The sequence below is a fragment of the Pantoea sp. XY16 genome (assembly GCF_025153065.1).
GTDB lineage: Bacteria > Pseudomonadota > Gammaproteobacteria > Enterobacterales > Enterobacteriaceae > Pantoea > Pantoea alfalfae.
Genome location: NZ_JANZNP010000010.1, coordinates 1 through 15,880, shown reverse-complemented (window position 1 = coordinate 15,880; position 15,880 = coordinate 1). Strand labels below are relative to the sequence as shown.

Here is a 15,880-nt window from a genome sequence, read left to right as displayed (position 1 = left end):
GCGTTTTAGTAATTTGGAGGCTGCGACACTCAGTCAGCCATTAAATGCCCATACATCGTCATCAGCTTACGGGTAACGCCGTTCGTCCAGCCAAAGCCATCCTGTAACGGATATTCACCGCCGCCGCCGGGGCGCGCGCGTTCTCCGCTGATGTCATACTTCTCGACCAGCTTGTGGTGAAGCTGATAGAAGTTATTCACCGTATTAAGCCAGTTTACCGCGACTTCACTTGCCAGCGTCTCTTCACCGTAGTTATTCAGGCCAACAACGGCCATCCACTGCATCGGTGCCCAGCCGTTGGGACGATCCCACTGCTCACCGCTTTCCACCATTGAAGTCAGCAGGCCACCGTTGCTCAGCAGCAGATGACGCAGTGAGATTGCCTGCAGATGCGCCTGATGCGGCGTCGCCAGACCCACAAATAGCGGAACCACAGAGGCAACGGTAAAAGCACCGAAACGTTCACGACGCCAGTCGTAGTCGCGGAACACACCAGCGGTGCTATCCCAGAGGTAACGGGTGATAGCACGTTTCCGCGTTTCCGCTTTTTTCTGCCAGGCCAGCGCCGTCAGCTCTTCACCTTTGGCGTGTGACAGGGTGGCAATCATCAGCTCCAGCTTGTACAGGAACGCGTTCAGATCGATGGGGATAAACTGCGTTGTACGGATACTCGACAGCCGTTTCGGGTTACGCAGCCAGCGCGAGGAGTAATCCCAGCCCGACTCTGCACCAGCACGCAGGTCACGATAGACTTCGCTGGCCGGACGTCTGGATTCGCGCGCGGTTTCGACATCTTCCATCCACGACTCATCACGTGGCGTATCGCGGTCATCCCAGTAACGATTCAGCAGCGAGCCATTTGGCATCCGCACGACGTGACGATAAGCCTGGTTTGGCATCAGTGAGCCGGCACCATCCATCCAGAACTGGTACTCCTTCATCAGCTGTTCCTGATAGCGCTTAGCACCGCGCACGCCATCTTCTTCGAACAGCTCCACCATCAGGGCAAATACCGGCGGCTGGGAACGGCTGAGATAGTAAGTACGGTTGCCGTTTGGCACATGACCGTAGTTATCGATCAGCCAGGCAAAGTTATCCGCCATGTGACGCAGCAGGTCATCACGGCCCGACTCCGCCAGGCCCAGCATGGTGAAGTAGGAGTCCCAGTAGTAAGTTTCGCCAAAGCGTCCGCCCGGAACTACATAAGGTTTTGGTAACGGCAGCAGCGATGAGTGCGGCATATGCTGCTGTGGCATTTTGGTCAAAACTGGCCACAGGTCATCGATATGCTCATTGAGCGATTTATCCGGGTTGGAGACATAAAAACTTTCGTTTACGCCAGGCAGATAAAAGTGATCGGCAACAAAACGCGACAGGTCAAAATCACTGCTGCGTTTTTGTCGACGATAGCGCATCAGCACATCCAGCGGATCGTACTTAGGCGAACAGTCGGGGAAGGTTTTGCTGTCCTCGAAAATCCGCGACATCTGGACATGTTCAAACAGTTCCAGATAACGATCGGCAGGCGTGAGCGCATCCGGCGCCGGTAAGCCTTCAATCAGCTCCGGTTCCGGTTCAGAATCCTGCATGCGATCCAGTTTCAGTTCATGGGGATCGTATTGATACTCAACTTCCGCCCCGGCACGAACCTCTTCAAGTGCATTTTGTTGCTGGCGATGGGTATTAATAACGGCCTCCTGAGCGGTCGTGGTTGCACAAAGGACAAATTATAGACCTCTCATCCCAGGGAACAACAATGCAGAATATCTATGAACGTAATAAAAATTGTCGATTAATCGAGCTTTTTTAATAAATTCCAGTCAATTCAACCAAATATAGCGGTGTTCACAAAAAACGCATTTCAGATGAATCTCTTAGCGACCCGAATAAAAAAATTTAACCTGAAGAAAACTGGCGTTTATTCACATTTTGTAAAAGAAACCGCAGCTGCAAAGGGTGCAGAAAATGGCATACGCAACGGAAATCAGGGCAGAAGTGGGAAGTGAGCGGGCCAGGTTGCCCGCTCAGAGAAAGCTGGATTAATGGTTTGCCAATGCTGCGCGGATCACCGCCTGCCAGCTTGTGGTCGGGCGACCGATCAGTTTGCTCAGCTGACGCGAATCATCAAACAGACCCCCTTTTTCTGCACCAGCATCAGAATCTGCCAGCATCTCTGCCAGACCTTCTGGCAGGCCAGCGCCTTTCAGCGCGGCGGCAAAGTCAGCCTGAGACAGGTTGACGTAATCGACCTTCTCCCCACTCTGTGTGGCAATCTCCGCAGCAAACTGCGCCAGCGTGTAGCTGTCGTCGCCGGACAGCTCATAGACTTTGCCCGCCTGATCGTCACGGGTCATCACTTCAGCCGCCGCTTCAGCGTAATCCTGACGGGCAGCTGAGGCGATGCGGCCTTCACCCGCCGCGCCGATAAACGCATGATGCGCCAGCGCCGGAGGAATGCTGGCGGCATAGTTCTCGGTGTACCAGCCGTTGCGAAGCAGGGCAAACGGGATACCCGAGGCTTTCAGCAGCGCTTCAGTCGCGCGATGTTCAACACCTAAACCCAGCGGTGAGGTATCCGCATGCAGCAGACTGGTGTAGGCGATAAAGCCCACGCCTGCCGCCTTTGCAGCGTCGATGACAGCTTTATGCTGCGCCTCACGCTGGCCCACTTCACTGCCCGAGATCAGCAGCAGCTTATCCACGCCTGCAAAAGCGGCCTCCAGCGTCTCTGGCTGGCCATAATCGGCCTGGCGCACAATCACGCCCAGCGCAGCAAGATCGGCCGCTTTGGCGGGCGTACGCACAGCAGCAACAATTTCTGCCGCCGGCACTTTTTTCAGTAATGCATCGATAACGATTCGGCCCAGCTGGCCGGTGGCACCTGTAACTGCAATCATGGGATGACTCCTGTGGCTGTTGGTGAAATTCAGACTAAGATATAAACTAATTTTTAGTAAGTACTTACAGAATTGTTAGTTTGAGGTGTGCAGATTAAATGTCTGAAAAACTGAGTGAAAAATTTAGTCGTGGTGAACTGCTTAACGTTAACTGTCCGTCGCGCGACGTACTAAAACGGGTGACCAGCCGCTGGAGCGTACTGATCCTGCTGGCCCTGCAGGATCAGACGCTACGCTTCAGTGCATTGCGCCGTGCGGTCGGTGGCGTCAGCGAACGGATGCTGGCGCAGAATCTGCGCTATCTGGAGGAAGATGGCTTCGTGCAGCGCATCGCTTACGATGTTGTGCCGCCGCACGTAGAGTATCGTCTGACCCCGCTTGGCCGTGAAGTCAGTGAACAGGTGGTGGGGCTGGCGGACTGGCTGGAGCTGAATCTGAGCCGGATTCTGGCACAGCGTGAAAAATCTGCAGCTGAGTAAAATTCTCAGCCTGTCAGCTATCTCGTCGTGAAGGGGGGATGCTGGCAGAAGATTTCTGATCTGCTCTTCTCTTACTTCACTCCCTGAAACCGGAATAACGTAACGGCAGCGAAAATAACCCCAGCGGTTTTTACGCCTCTTTGCTGGTTATTAAATCATTTTATCAAGCTCAGGCCCGGAATAACTGACTGCTTCGTACGTGCTGTTAATTAATAACGGCTTTTTGACCCATTTTATTAACATCTCTGGTGGCGCTTAACTGCGCTGCTCTGGCTATTTTTCGCCAGGATCCAGGTCTGGATTAACCCGGGTAAAGCAAAAAATTAAACAAAGCGGTTCAGATAACTATTTACTAATGTAACTCTTTAAGAAATAAGGTTATTTAAATTATTTACTCTCAATTTTGACCTTTTTTAAAACCGGATTTATAAAAAAATAGCTTCTGAAAACAGCCGGTTGAAGGCTTTTTTTAGTCAGGTATTGCTTTGCCGACGTGAAATTTTAAAGTGACAAATACCGTAACATTAACGACACATAAATACGCTCTGATTAACCTTTAAGCCTTATTTTTAAATAAGTAATTCCCGCTAAAAACAATGATCAAAATCAACAAAGACTGTTATAGTTTTCATTAACCCCACTGTTTCTGTTTCCTCGTCGCGGATAGTTCTAAATTTGCGGCGGGAATTTCAATAAGCGCAGAGAAGTCAGCGCATCAGGCTTAAGTTGTTAATAATAAGTAAATACATGGTGTTCTATGTGGCAAAGAGGTAAGCAATGTTCGGATTAGATGCCTTTCATCTGGCCAGGATTCAGTTCGCATTTACTGTTTCCTTCCATATTATCTTTCCCGCCATCACCATCGGTCTCGCCAGCTTCCTGGCTGTACTCGAAGGTATGTGGCTCAAAACCCGCGATCAAACCTATCGCGATCTCTACCATTTCTGGTCCAAAATCTTTGCCGTTAACTTCGGTATGGGTGTGGTATCAGGGCTGGTAATGGCTTATCAGTTCGGTACGAACTGGAGCGGCTTCTCAGAGTTTGCCGGCAGTATCACCGGCCCGCTGCTCACCTATGAAGTGCTGACGGCGTTCTTCCTGGAAGCGGGCTTCCTGGGCGTGATGCTGTTTGGCTGGAATCGCGTAGGTCCGGGTCTGCACTTCTTTGCCACCTGCATGGTCGCCCTGGGGACACTGATTTCGACCTTCTGGATCCTGGCCTCTAACAGCTGGATGCATACGCCGCAGGGCTACATCATTCAGAATGGCATCGTGGTTCCGCAGGATTGGTTCAAAATCGTCTTTAACCCCTCTTTCCCTTACCGGTTGTTCCATATGTCGGTGGCGGCGTTCCTGGCGAGTGCCTTCTTTGTTGGGTCGTCGGCGGCCTGGCATCTGCTGAAGGGCAACAATAATCCTGCCATCCGCAGGATGTTCTCCATGGCGTTGTGGATGGCGCTGATCGTCGCGCCGATTCAGGCAATGATTGGTGATGCTCACGGTCTGAACACACTGGAGCATCAGCCTGCCAAGATCGCGGCAATTGAAGGACACTGGGAAAACCCGCCGGGTGAAGCCACACCGCTGATTCTGTTTGGTATTCCCGACATGGAGCAGGAGCGCACCAAATATGCGCTGGAAGTGCCTTATCTCGGCAGTCTGATTCTGACGCATAGTCTGGACAAGCAGGTTCCGGCGCTGAAGTCGTTCCCGAAAGAGGATCGACCTAATTCAACGGTGATTTTCTGGTCCTTCCGCGTGATGGTGGCGCTGGGCCTGCTGATGATCACGCTCGGCGTGGTCAGCCTGTGGCTGCGTTTTAAAGGGCGTCTTTATGAGTCGCGTCCGTTCCTGTGGTTTGCGCTGCTGATGGGACCATCGGGTCTGATTGCGATTCTGGCTGGCTGGTTTACTACTGAAATCGGTCGTCAGCCGTGGGTGGTTTATGGCGTTCAGCGTACCATCGATGCGGTCTCGGCACATGGCGATATGCACATGAGCATCAGCCTGCTGGCCTTTATTCTGGTCTATAGCTCGGTGTTTGGCGTGGGGTATCACTACATGATGCGTCTGATTAAGCAGGGACCGGTTGTCGGCGAAGGTCATACCACCGAAGAGGGTGGACCGGGTCAGAAGAAAACGCCAGCGCGTCCACTTTCCGCTGCCACCTTTAAGGATGGAGACCACTAAGATGATCGATTTTTCCGTTATCTGGTTTGTGATTATCGTCTTCGCAACCCTGATGTATATCGTAATGGATGGTTTCGACCTGGGCATTGGTCTGCTGTTCCCGTTCAATAAAGATGCTGGCGAGCGCGACATGATGGTTAATACCGTCGCGCCGGTCTGGGATGGTAATGAGACCTGGCTGGTGCTGGGAGGCGCAGGCCTGTTCGGTGCGTTCCCGCTGGCCTATGCAGTCATCGCCGATGCACTGTCGATTCCGCTGACCGCCATGCTGATTGGTTTGATTTTCCGCGGCGTTGCCTTCGAGTTCCGCTTTAAAGCGGTGGAAGGCCATCGTGCATTCTGGGACAAGTCGTTTATTGCCGGTTCGATTATCGCCACCTTCAGTCAGGGTGTGGCGGTCGGTGCATTGCTGGATGGCATTCCTGTTGAGGGGCGCCGCTTTGCCGGTTCCGCCATGGACTGGCTGGCACCGTTCCCGCTGTTCTGCGGTGTGGGTCTGGTGGTGGCCTATGCGCTGCTGGGCTGTACCTGGCTCATCATGAAGACCGAGAATGAACTACACCGTAAGATGTCTGCGCTGGCGACGCCGCTGGTGATTGCGCTATTAGTGATTATTGGCATCGTCAGCCTGTGGACGCCGTTTGCGCATGCCGACATTTCTCATCGCTGGTTCAGCACGCCAAATCTGTTCCTGTTCCTGCCGGTTCCGGTGCTGGTGCTGCTCTGCTCGTGGGGCATTATTCGCGCCATCAAACGCGAGGCACACTATTCACCGTTCCTGCTGACGCTGGCGCTAATCTTCCTGGGCTTCTCTGGACTGGGCATCAGTATCTGGCCAAACATTATTCCGCCATCCGTGACCATCTGGGCCGCTGCGGCACCTCCGCAGAGTCAGGCCTTTATGCTGGTGGGTAGCCTGCTGATTATCCCGATGATCCTGGGCTATACCTTCTGGAGCTACTACGTATTCCGTGGAAAAATCAAAGCAGACGCAGGATATCATTGATATGAAAAGCCTTAGCAGCATGAAAGACCACAACCACAACGCAGAGATGAAAGCACCGTGGTGGAAGCGGGTGATGTGGCTGGTGTTTATCTACGCCGCCAGCGTGCTGGCGCTGGGTGTTGTCGCCTCGCTGTTCCGGATGATGATGACTGCGGCGGGTATGCGTAGTCATTAGTTGTCGCAGGCATGAGTCAGGCTGATGCGGATCTATATTCAGGCAGCTGACAAAGCTCATTCCGGGTGATGCTGGCAGCAACGACTAAGCCCAACGCGCAGGTAACACGGGCAGAAGAGGAAAGCGTCCCGCGCCAGGGACAAAAACGCCAGGCGTTTTTGTACAACGCAACGCGTTGGCCCGTTTACGGGCGCACCTCAGGGATGAGGTGCGTAATCGCGCGGGCCAGGCGTGTCAGGGATGACGGGTTTTGCGACTTTCCGATCTGACCGTGTTCCCTTCGCAGGCTCCGTCTTGCCGCTATCCGGCGCAGTTTTTATCAATAATCAGAAGGCTGACGTAAGCCAGCCTTTTTTAGTTAGTAACCTAAGCAATTAATGCGGAAACGCCCTGAACGGGCGCGCAATGCTTACCCATTCCTTACACCGATTTGCGATTTTTGTTATCCTTTTGTAACTGAAATTCCAGTCCTAACCCGCGTCGTAAATCGCCATCATGCTTAGTCAGGCCATTAAAAAACAGCACATCAACGATCTGGTCGAGTGGATAGAAGCCAACCTCACCGACGATCTCAATATCGATCAAATCACCCTGAAATCAGGTTATTCCAAATGGCACATGCAGCGCATGTTCAAGGAGATGACCGGACAGACGCTGGCGGCGTATACCCGCAAACGGCGTCTGACGATGGCGGCCATGGCGCTGCGTCTGACGCGTATGACGCTGATCGATATCGCCGTACGTTTTGGCTTTGATAATCAGCAAAACTTCACGAGGGTGTTCAAAGGCCACTTTGCACTGACGCCTGGCGCGTTTCGCCGTATTCCTCATTTGCCGGTTAAAAACTTCCATGGGCGCATTCTGGTGCGCTCGCTGGCAGAGCGTGCGACGCTGGTGGAACGTGAGGAAGAACTGCACCTGTGCGGAGAGACACTGGAGTGGGAGTGCAGGTTTGGTGAGTATATTGCCGACCACGACCACCGTGTGGCAGAGCAGGCACGGCATCTGGTCGCGCTGGCGGGCAGCCATACGACGCACGGCTGGTTAGGTTTTCAGTATGGTCCCGGCCATAGCTCTGCTGACCAGCAGAATATCAGCCTGTTTCAGGCGCTGGCACCACAACATGCCGGGCTGCTGGGTGACAATACCGCCAGCTGGAGCGAGGTGTGTGGCCTTTATGCGTCGATCCGCTGGAGCGGCAGGCCGGAGCAGCTGACGCGCTTTATCGAGGATATCTACTATCAGCATCTGCCCATGCTGGGCGTGTCACGCCGTCCGGGCAAAGACCTGCTGCGTCTTGATTTTGCGCACTGTAAGCCCGACTGGCTCAGCGGTGTTTTTTCTATTCCGGTGATGCAAGCGTAGCCGGCAGGGCAGGGGCGATCGCTTCTGCCAATGCATCTTTCGTGCGATAAACCGTGACAAACCGCACGATTTTATAAAATAAGTCGCTATTCTGGCGTAAAATCCTCCCCCGAAACCCTGCCATATCTGAATCATCGTACTTCTGTGGCAGGGCTGGAACATTCATCTGCATTTCAGGCCTTTTCTGGCCAAAACGACAATCGAAGACAACTATGCGACGCTTAATGATTTCCCTGATCCTGGCATTGCCTGCAATGGCGATGGCGCAGCAGGCTGAGCCTTTCTCACCGCCTGCCGGACTGCATCCACACTCTCAGGTCACCCAGCATGAAATCCTGGGTGATGGTGAACTGCCGGATCACACCAGCAGTAATGCCTCCCTTTCCGGATTCAACGACACGCTGTAAGTGTTGATGTGCTGCCAGAACCGGCGGCGCGAGATGATGCCCGGCTCGTCAGGAGCCGGACAGCTTCCGCCTGATTGACCTGCTCACACTCTGCACCTGCGGCTTCCTCTCTGAGGCCCACTCGCCTGCATCTGAAACACTCTTTACCTGCATGCTGCATCTCTGATGCTTCTCACTCATGCCACGTTCCGTCCGTATTACTTCTCTTACGACGCTGTTTAAAATATATCTTAAGTCGCAGAATCGCATTTTTCGTTCTTGTGCCGAAGATATATCATAGCTAATCTTGTGGCTTCAGATGAGAATGATTGTTATTCCATTGTTGTTTAATCATGGCGGGTATGCCCCTGACTATCGGGCATAGACCCTGTTTCAGGAGAGAGATTTTGACTACAACAGCCGAAAAGCGAACGCCGCAGCGCGTCCGCAATGAACTGCGTTTTCGCCATATCCAGGTCGAGAGTAAAACGCATATTGCCGGGAAATTCTGGCGCATCCGGTTCAGCGGCAGCGATCTGGCAGGCTTTACGTCGCCAGGCTTTGATGACCACATCAAGGTGTTTTTCCCTGCTGCTGAAGGCGAAACTCTGGCTCTGCCACAGATTACCGACGCAGGCATTGTCTGGCCTGAAGGTTTACGTCCGCAGGCGCGTGATTACACGCCGCTGGAATTCGATGGTGAGTCTTCACTGACCCTCGACTTCTATATTCATCAGCAGGGCGTAGCCAGTGACTGGGCCGCGCAGGCGCAGGTAGGCGATCAACTGATTGTTGGTGGGCCACGCGGCTCGCTGGTAGTGCCGACCGACTACGCATTCCAGCTTTACGTCTGCGACGAAACCGGGCTGCCCGCTTTTGCCCGCCGTCAGCGTGACGCCCGCGCCCAGTCGCTGCATCTCTATGCCTTTACCGATGAGGCGACCGGTCGCGACTATTTATCGGATATGGCAGGCGTAACGGCAAACTGGCCTGGCAGCGGTCAGATGCAGAAAGCGCAGCTCAGCCAGCTGATTACCCGGCTTGATCAAATCGCTATTCCGACGGAGGATTACTTTATCTGGCTGACCGGCGAGGGGGAGTTTGTTAAAGCGCTGTCTGACTACTTTACATCGCAGCGTGGTCTCGACAGCGACTTCGTGCGGGCGGTGGCCTACTGGCATCAGAAGTAAGCCGCGCTGGCAATTGAGTTTTGCCAGGCGGCGCACTACCATCAATCCCACTTTTCTCAGCAGGGCAGGCCATGAAACAGCATCCGACTTCCACGTCATCTGACGAACAGACTTCGCGCGCAGGCGGCTGCAGCGGACGACGTAAACGACGTGAAAAGATGCTGGAAGCGGGTGAGATACGCCTGCTTATGCTCCATTTCCTGGCGCAGAATGCGGCGCACGGCTATGAACTGATCAAGTCCGTTGAGGAGCTGTCAAAGGGAGAGTATTCGCCCAGTCCGGGGATCATCTATCCCAACCTGACGCTGCTGGAAGAGATGGAGGCGATTCAGGTGGTGGATGCGCAGGCAGCGCGTAAAGCTTACCGACTGACGGCGGCTGGTGAGGCGCAGCTGGCGGATAATCGCGAAACGGTAGCCAGCCTGATTACGCGTCTCTCTACGCTGGCAATCGTGGTCAATAACCGCAGCATTCCTGCTGTGGAGCAGGCAATTCACGGGCTGAAGGTGGCTCTGAATCAACGACTGGCGCAGGAAGATATTTCAGAAGCCGCGCTGCAGACGCTGATTAGGGCGCTGCACGACGCGGCTGATAAAATCACCCACAGTTAATCAGCTGATTTCACCTTTATTCTTGTCGATGTGACCCAGGGTACGATCCGGGAAACAGATGTCGCGCACGCGCTGTTTCAGGGTAGTCGCATCCGGGAAACCACCGTCCCGCTTACGTTCCCACAGCAGATGACCATCCAGCGTAATCTCAAAAATACCGCCGGTGCCGGGTTTCAGCGTGACCTCTGCCAGATCCTCAGCGAAGGTATGCAACAGTTCCTGTGCCATCCACGCTGACCGCATCAGCCAGTTGCATTGCATACAGTAGTGAATAACAACCACAGGTTTTTGCGCCATAACTCTCTTCCTCTACGTATTGATAAATGCAGATGCATTCGGGTTAACAATTTGTGCGCTGTGGTTATTGATGAATTCATAAAGCTGTTGAATCCCATTCTTAAGTGCAATAGATGGGATAAGAGCCTCGCTTGATCAGCCTGCTGTTTTGTTTTTTTACGGCTTTTATGCAGAACTGTTTTTGTGATGCCAGCGAGCAAGCGAGTGAATACTAACAACTAATCAGGTGATTCGCTCCTGTGTCACTACGTTTTAGGAGATTGACTAAACGGCATCAGCTTCAACAGACGTTACCCGGCACACTCACAGATTCGTAAAATGCTGACTTACTGCTCTCAGTCTCTGTTGCTGAGGGGGAAACAGGCTACGTGTAAACCGCCCGATATTGTGCTGTGTATTCTGGCCGTTTCGCTTTAAAAACATTGCTTTGCGTGTTTTTAATCACTGGTTTTGCGCTATACCTGGTGTTCAGGACAGAAGATTCAGGAGACCATAATGGCAAAATCATTAGATCAAACCGCTGAGCAACTGGGTAACATTTTACTCTCCTCCGGACTTCATCTGACGACCGCCGAATCCTGTACCGCCGGGCTGATCAGCATGACGCTGGCCGCGGTGGAAAGCAGCGGCGACTTCTATACCAGCGGCTTCGTCACCTACAGCGAAAATGCCAAAATCCGTTTGCTGGGCGTGCATCCTGATACGCTGAAACAGCACACGGCGGTGAGCGAGCAGACGGCACGTGAAATGGTACAGGGAGCCTGCGCCCGCTCTGGTGAACCGGTGGGGTTATCGATTACCGGCTATGCCGGACCCGATGGTGGCGAAGATGGCACGCCAGCAGGCACTATCTGGTTTGGCTGGGTATTGCCCGACGGCAGGGACGATGCGGAGTGCCATCAGTTCAGCGGCGATCCGAAGTCCGTGATGGAGCAGGGCACGCAGTTCGCGCTGGAAGGGTTGATCAAACGACTGCAGCGAACCAGTCGATAAAGGCGCGCGATACGCGCCTTTAAACGCGGGTTAGCGACAGTCGACAATCAGACGACCCTGTACGCTGCCATCCAGCAATGCCTGCGCACCTTCTCTGGCTTCACTCAGCGGGATCACCCGGCTCAGTTTGCGGAGCCGATCGCTATCCAGCAGCTCACCGAGCCGCTGCCATGCCTGCTGACGAAGCGGCTTCGGACACATCACGCTGTCGACACCCGCCAGCGTGATGCCACGCAAAATAAAAGGTGCGACGCTGGCGGGCAGGTCGAGTCCCTGCGCCATACCGCAGGCAGCCACCACGCCGTCACGCTGAATGCCGGCCAGCACGTTTGCCAGAGTGTGACTGCCGACGCTGTCTATCGCGGCGGCCCAGCGCTCTTTTGCCAGCGGCTTGCCGGGATGAGAAAGCTCTTCGCGGTTAATCACCGATGCCGCGCCCAGTGTATCGATAAGATACGCATGGTCGCTGGCGCGCCCGCTGGAGGCGATCACCTGATAACCCAGACGCGCCAGCAGGCTGACGCTGTAGCTGCCGACGCCGCCACTGGCACCGGTCACCAGCACGGGTCCGTGTCCGGGCGTGATGCCCTGTTTTTCCAGCGCCATGACGCAGAGCATAGCGGTCAGCCCTGCTGTGCCGATGGCCATGGTCTGCAGCGGGCTAAGAGAGGCGGGCACGCGCACCAGCCAGTCGCCGCTGACGCTGGCTTTCTGCGCCAGGCCGCCCCACTGTTTTTCGCCTGCGCCCCAGCCCGTCAGCAGCGCCACATCATCCTCTTTCCAGTCGGGATGACGGCTGGCCGTCACGCGGCCGACAAAATCGATACCTGGCACCATCGGAAACTGGCGCACAATCGGGCCTTTGTTGCAGATAGCCAGGGCATCTTTATAGTTCAGGGATGAGTAGCTGACGTCGAGCGTGACATCGTGGTCTGGCAGTTGGGATTCGGTGAGATCTTTCAGCAGAGAACGGTAACCTTGTTCGTCATTTTCAATGACCAGTGCCTTGAACATGCAGCCTCCGGCAGAGTGGGAATGAGAGGATCAGTTTACGCCTGGCTGCGGTAATGCGGTAGGGCAATGGCCGAGTCTGCGGATGAAGGCCACTGCAGGAGCGCAAAATGCGCAGCATGACGTTTGCATAAATCTGCATATAATTCATATAATTAGTCGTATTATGAATTTTTTATAATAAATAGACTATAAAAATCATGTTGTTATCTTTTTATTACATGACTGAATAATTCCCTGGGTCGGGTTGTTCGTGCATAAAAAAGATGACATTATGACCGCCACGTTTTGGCCCTGCTTGTTCACCACAGAGGACGTCGCCATGTCCGGTTCACCGCGCACTTGCCCGGATTACCGTTCGCTTTTTCCGGCGCTCACCGGATTTTCCTCTTTCCCAAACTCTCCATTATTCACCATGCGGTGAGGCCAGCCAGGCAGCGGCTGTGGATCTGCTTGCCACACTGCACTATGCCTTCTGACGGTCAATTATTCGCCGGGGCGCTGTCCCCATAATTGTGCTTCTGGCACGCCCTCCCTGACGTTAGGGATCCTGTTATGACTCCACTGAAAATTGCTGCCAGCGCTGCTGTCGCACCCAGCCTGACCCTGAACACCGCGCGTGACGTAGTGACGCTGGATAATACCGACTTTACGGATGTGGCGGCGGTCGTCGTCTCGCTGGCGGATACCCGCAGCGGTGTGCTGGCGCTGCTGCGTCACACCGGTTTTAATCTGCCGGTGTTTGTCGCGAATGCGTTTGAAGAAGAGGTGATGCACCTGCCTGGCGTTAGCGGTGAGCTGAATGGCGAGCCGCAGGAGTGGCTTGCGCTGGAAGCCGCTGCGCAGGCGTATGAAGCGGCGCTGCTGCCACCCTTTTTCGAGACGCTGACCCGTTATGTCGATATGCAGAACAGCACCTTTGCCTGCCCCGGACATCAGGGTGGGGCATTCTTTAAAAAGCATCCGGCGGGCAAACAGTTTTATGACTTCTATGGCGAGAATGTTTTCCGCTCTGACATGTGCAACGCCGACGTCAAACTGGGCGACCTGCTGATCCACGAAGGTTCGGCTAAAGATGCACAGAAGTATGCGGCAAAGGTGTTTAACGCCGATAAAACCTACTTTGTGCTCAACGGCACCTCAAGCGCTAATAAAGTAGTGACCAATGCGCTGCTGACCCGCGGTGATCTGGTGCTGTTTGACCGTAACAATCACAAGTCGAACCATCATGGCGCGCTGATTCAGGCGGGCGCGACCCCGGTCTATCTTGAAGCAGCACGTAACCCTTTCGGCTTTATTGGCGGCATTGACGCGCACTGCTTTGATGAGGCTTATCTGCGCGAGCAGATCGCGGTCGTCGCCCCCCAGCGTGCAGAAGAGGCGCGGCCTTTCCGTCTGGCGATTATCCAGCTCGGCACCTACGATGGCACGGTCTACAACGCCCGCCAGGTGGTGGATCGCATCGGTCATCTGTGTGATTACATCCTGTTTGATTCCGCGTGGCTCGGCTATGAGCAGTTCATTCCGCTGATGGAAGGCTGTTCGCCGCTGACCCTGGAGCTGAATGAAAACGATCCTGGAATCTTTGTCACGCAGTCCGTACATAAGCAGCTGGCCGGTTTTTCGCAGACCTCGCAGATTCATAAAAAAGATAACCACATTCGCGGACAGCGGCGCTTCTGCCCGCATAAGCGACTGAATAACGCCTTTATGCTGCATGCTTCAACCAGTCCGTTTTATCCGCTGTTTGCCGCGCTGGATATCAACGCCAGAATGCATCAGGGCGAAGCGGGACGTCGCATGTGGGATGAGTGCGTCACGCTGGGTATTGAGGCGCGTAAAGCGATCCTGGAACGCTGCGAAATGATCCTGCCGTTTGTGCCGGAGATCGTTGATGGACAGCGCTGGCAGGATGCGCCCACGCAAACGATCGCCCGCGATCTGCGCTACTTCAGCTTTGAACCGCAGGCGAAGTGGCACGGTTTTGCGGGTTACGCGCGCGATCAGTATCGGGTCGATCCCTGCAAGCTGCTGCTGACCACGGCAGGGATCGATGCGGCCAGCGGGGAATACAGTGATTTTGGGATCCCGGCCACCATTCTGGCCAACTACCTGCGTGAAAACGGCATCGTGCCGGAGAAGTGCGATCTCAACTCGATCCTGTTCCTGCTGACCCCGGCTGAGAGCCCGGAGAAGATGACGAATCTGGTGGCGATGCTGGCGCAGTTTGAGCAGCACGTTAAAGAGGATGCGCCGCTGGCCGAAGTGCTGCCGACGATTTACCGCAAAAACGCGCAACGTTATGCCGGCTATACCCTGCGTCGCCTCTGTCAGGAGATGCACGACCTTTACGTCAGTCATAACGTGAAGGATCTACAGCGCCTGATGTTCCGCGCCGCGGAGTTCCCGCCGGTCAGCGTGAATCCGCAGGATGCACATCAGGCTTATATTCGCGGCGAAGTGGAGCTGGTGCCTATCGCCGAGGCCGCAGGCCGGGTCGCTGCGGAAGGCGCGCTGCCTTATCCACCGGGCGTGCTGTGCGTCGTGCCGGGAGAAGTCTGGGGCGGCGCGGTGCAGCGTTACTTCCTGGCGCTAGAGGAGGGGCTGAATCTGCTGCCCGGCTTCTCCCCGGAGCTGCAGGGTGTTTACACCGAAGAGGATGAGCATGGACGTAAGTATCTGGTGGCCAATATGATGGTGGGGCGCTGATCTGAGGGCGTTTTCGCCTGGCGGCGGGGCACGCTTTGCAGCGGGCTGGCTATGAGTAGGTTACGCTTTGCAGCGGGCTGGCTATGAGAAGGTTTCGCCCGCAGCGGGCTGGCACTGACAAGGTTTCGCTCGCAGCGGGCTAACACTGAGAAGGTTTCGCCCGCCAGGCGATGGGCAGTTTCAGGTTGTCCGTGCAGGCGGACGTGTCAAGGGGCGGACGCCCGCCCCTTAACAATCCCGGCGGATAGCGGCCCGCCAGGCCTTTAGTTCGCTGCGCGAAAGGGCGCTGAGAGAGTTTCGTTCGTCTGGCGAGGTGGGCATGCTTTGCAGCGGGCTGGCTCTGAGAAGGTTACGCCCGCCAGGCGGTCGGGAGTTTCAGGTTGTCCGTGCAGGCGGACGCGTCAAGGGGCGGACGCCCGCCCCTTGACAATCCCGGCGTCCGGCTGCCTGCGCGCCCCGCTTTGCGGGGTGCCTTCGTCACGCCCTGCGGCCGACGGACCGTCCGGACGCGCCATCCCTGGCGCGAACCGTCCTTTCGCCGACGTCCTGTCGGCTCATCCTCGCCTCCGGT

The 15,880-nt window shown here is 55.0% G+C and carries 14 protein-coding genes; 10 read left to right on the top strand and 4 right to left on the bottom strand.

From position 1 onward, the window contains the following. Positions 1-29 precede the first annotated feature (29 nt). Both treF and N1689_RS14440 read right to left on the bottom strand, forming a co-directional pair. A complete protein-coding gene (gene treF, locus N1689_RS14445) occupies positions 30-1,688 on the bottom strand; it encodes an alpha,alpha-trehalase TreF (protein ID WP_161732733.1) in 1,659 nt (552 codons plus the stop codon). 351 nt (positions 1,689-2,039) lie between these two features. After that, positions 2,040-2,897: an SDR family oxidoreductase gene (locus tag N1689_RS14440; protein ID WP_222924997.1), complete on the bottom strand. Its 858-nt coding sequence runs from the start codon at positions 2,895-2,897 to the stop codon at positions 2,040-2,042. A 98-nt stretch (positions 2,898-2,995) separates the two neighbouring features. Here N1689_RS14440 and N1689_RS14435 point away from each other — a divergent pair, with 98 nt between their 5' ends. The 8 genes from N1689_RS14435 (at position 2,996) to N1689_RS14400 (ending at position 10,299) form a co-directional block, all read left to right on the top strand. Continuing rightward, positions 2,996-3,376 (top strand): helix-turn-helix domain-containing protein, encoded by a 381-nt coding sequence (locus N1689_RS14435; RefSeq protein WP_033784031.1) that lies wholly within the window; start codon positions 2,996-2,998, stop codon positions 3,374-3,376. A 777-nt stretch (positions 3,377-4,153) separates the two neighbouring features. After that, on the top strand, positions 4,154-5,566 hold the full coding sequence (locus N1689_RS14430; RefSeq protein ID WP_161732683.1) for a cytochrome ubiquinol oxidase subunit I: 1,413 nt from the start codon (positions 4,154-4,156) through the stop codon (positions 5,564-5,566). Position 5,567: 1 nt separating this feature from the next. Then, positions 5,568-6,572 (top strand): cytochrome d ubiquinol oxidase subunit II, encoded by a 1,005-nt coding sequence (gene cydB, locus N1689_RS14425; protein ID WP_013359001.1) that lies wholly within the window; start codon positions 5,568-5,570, stop codon positions 6,570-6,572. Position 6,573: 1 nt separating this feature from the next. Beyond that, entirely contained in the window at positions 6,574-6,747 is a 174-nt protein-coding gene (locus tag N1689_RS14420) for a DUF2474 domain-containing protein (RefSeq protein WP_253420012.1), read from the top strand. Between the two features lie 495 nt (positions 6,748-7,242). Further along, on the top strand, positions 7,243-8,112 hold the full coding sequence (locus N1689_RS14415) for a helix-turn-helix domain-containing protein (RefSeq protein WP_161732679.1): 870 nt from the start codon (positions 7,243-7,245) through the stop codon (positions 8,110-8,112). 224 nt (positions 8,113-8,336) lie between these two features. After that, positions 8,337-8,519: a hypothetical protein gene (locus tag N1689_RS14410; protein ID WP_223811653.1), complete on the top strand. Its 183-nt coding sequence runs from the start codon at positions 8,337-8,339 to the stop codon at positions 8,517-8,519. Between the two features lie 332 nt (positions 8,520-8,851). Beyond that, positions 8,852-9,688: a siderophore-interacting protein gene (locus N1689_RS14405; RefSeq protein WP_405038945.1), complete on the top strand. Its 837-nt coding sequence runs from the start codon at positions 8,852-8,854 to the stop codon at positions 9,686-9,688. Positions 9,689-9,759: 71 nt separating this feature from the next. Then, the gene (locus N1689_RS14400; protein WP_222925000.1) at positions 9,760-10,299 is read left to right on the top strand and encodes a PadR family transcriptional regulator; all 540 of its coding nucleotides are present in this window, start codon (positions 9,760-9,762) and stop codon (positions 10,297-10,299) included. Here the strand turns inward: N1689_RS14400 and N1689_RS14395 are convergent, their stop codons facing one another. Beyond that, entirely contained in the window at positions 10,300-10,596 is a 297-nt protein-coding gene (locus tag N1689_RS14395) for a SelT/SelW/SelH family protein (RefSeq protein ID WP_161732673.1), read from the bottom strand. 495 nt (positions 10,597-11,091) lie between these two features. Here N1689_RS14395 and N1689_RS14390 point away from each other — a divergent pair, with 495 nt between their 5' ends. Then, positions 11,092-11,589, top strand: coding sequence for a CinA family protein (locus tag N1689_RS14390; RefSeq protein WP_161732671.1), 498 nt, complete (start codon positions 11,092-11,094; stop codon positions 11,587-11,589). A 30-nt stretch (positions 11,590-11,619) separates the two neighbouring features. On the opposite strand, the gene N1689_RS14385 is transcribed toward N1689_RS14390, so the two are convergent. Continuing rightward, on the bottom strand, positions 11,620-12,603 hold the full coding sequence (locus tag N1689_RS14385; RefSeq protein ID WP_260059252.1) for an MDR family oxidoreductase: 984 nt from the start codon (positions 12,601-12,603) through the stop codon (positions 11,620-11,622). Positions 12,604-13,155: 552 nt separating this feature from the next. Between N1689_RS14385 and N1689_RS14380 the strand changes: the two genes are divergently transcribed. Beyond that, positions 13,156-15,309: an ornithine decarboxylase gene (locus tag N1689_RS14380; RefSeq protein ID WP_161732667.1), complete on the top strand. Its 2,154-nt coding sequence runs from the start codon at positions 13,156-13,158 to the stop codon at positions 15,307-15,309. Positions 15,310-15,880: the final 571 nt, after the last annotated feature.

What these genes read in the sequence shown, in the direction of transcription:
- N1689_RS14440 (WP_222924997.1), bottom strand. Translation starts at nt 2,897, where the DNA reads ATGATTGCAGTTACAGGTGCCACCGGCCAGCTGGGCCGAATCGTTATC.
- N1689_RS14435 (WP_033784031.1), top strand. Translation starts at nt 2,996, where the DNA reads ATGTCTGAAAAACTGAGTGAAAAATTTAGTCGTGGTGAACTGCTTAAC.
- N1689_RS14430 (WP_161732683.1), top strand. Translation starts at nt 4,154, where the DNA reads ATGTTCGGATTAGATGCCTTTCATCTGGCCAGGATTCAGTTCGCATTT.
- cydB (WP_013359001.1), top strand. Translation starts at nt 5,568, where the DNA reads ATGATCGATTTTTCCGTTATCTGGTTTGTGATTATCGTCTTCGCAACC.
- N1689_RS14420 (WP_253420012.1), top strand. Translation starts at nt 6,574, where the DNA reads ATGAAAAGCCTTAGCAGCATGAAAGACCACAACCACAACGCAGAGATG.
- N1689_RS14415 (WP_161732679.1), top strand. Translation starts at nt 7,243, where the DNA reads ATGCTTAGTCAGGCCATTAAAAAACAGCACATCAACGATCTGGTCGAG.
- N1689_RS14410 (WP_223811653.1), top strand. Translation starts at nt 8,337, where the DNA reads ATGATTTCCCTGATCCTGGCATTGCCTGCAATGGCGATGGCGCAGCAG.
- N1689_RS14405 (WP_405038945.1), top strand. Translation starts at nt 8,852, where the DNA reads ATGGCGGGTATGCCCCTGACTATCGGGCATAGACCCTGTTTCAGGAGA.
- N1689_RS14400 (WP_222925000.1), top strand. Translation starts at nt 9,760, where the DNA reads ATGAAACAGCATCCGACTTCCACGTCATCTGACGAACAGACTTCGCGC.
- N1689_RS14395 (WP_161732673.1), bottom strand. Translation starts at nt 10,596, where the DNA reads ATGGCGCAAAAACCTGTGGTTGTTATTCACTACTGTATGCAATGCAAC.
- N1689_RS14390 (WP_161732671.1), top strand. Translation starts at nt 11,092, where the DNA reads ATGGCAAAATCATTAGATCAAACCGCTGAGCAACTGGGTAACATTTTA.
- N1689_RS14385 (WP_260059252.1), bottom strand. Translation starts at nt 12,603, where the DNA reads ATGTTCAAGGCACTGGTCATTGAAAATGACGAACAAGGTTACCGTTCT.
- N1689_RS14380 (WP_161732667.1), top strand. Translation starts at nt 13,156, where the DNA reads ATGACTCCACTGAAAATTGCTGCCAGCGCTGCTGTCGCACCCAGCCTG.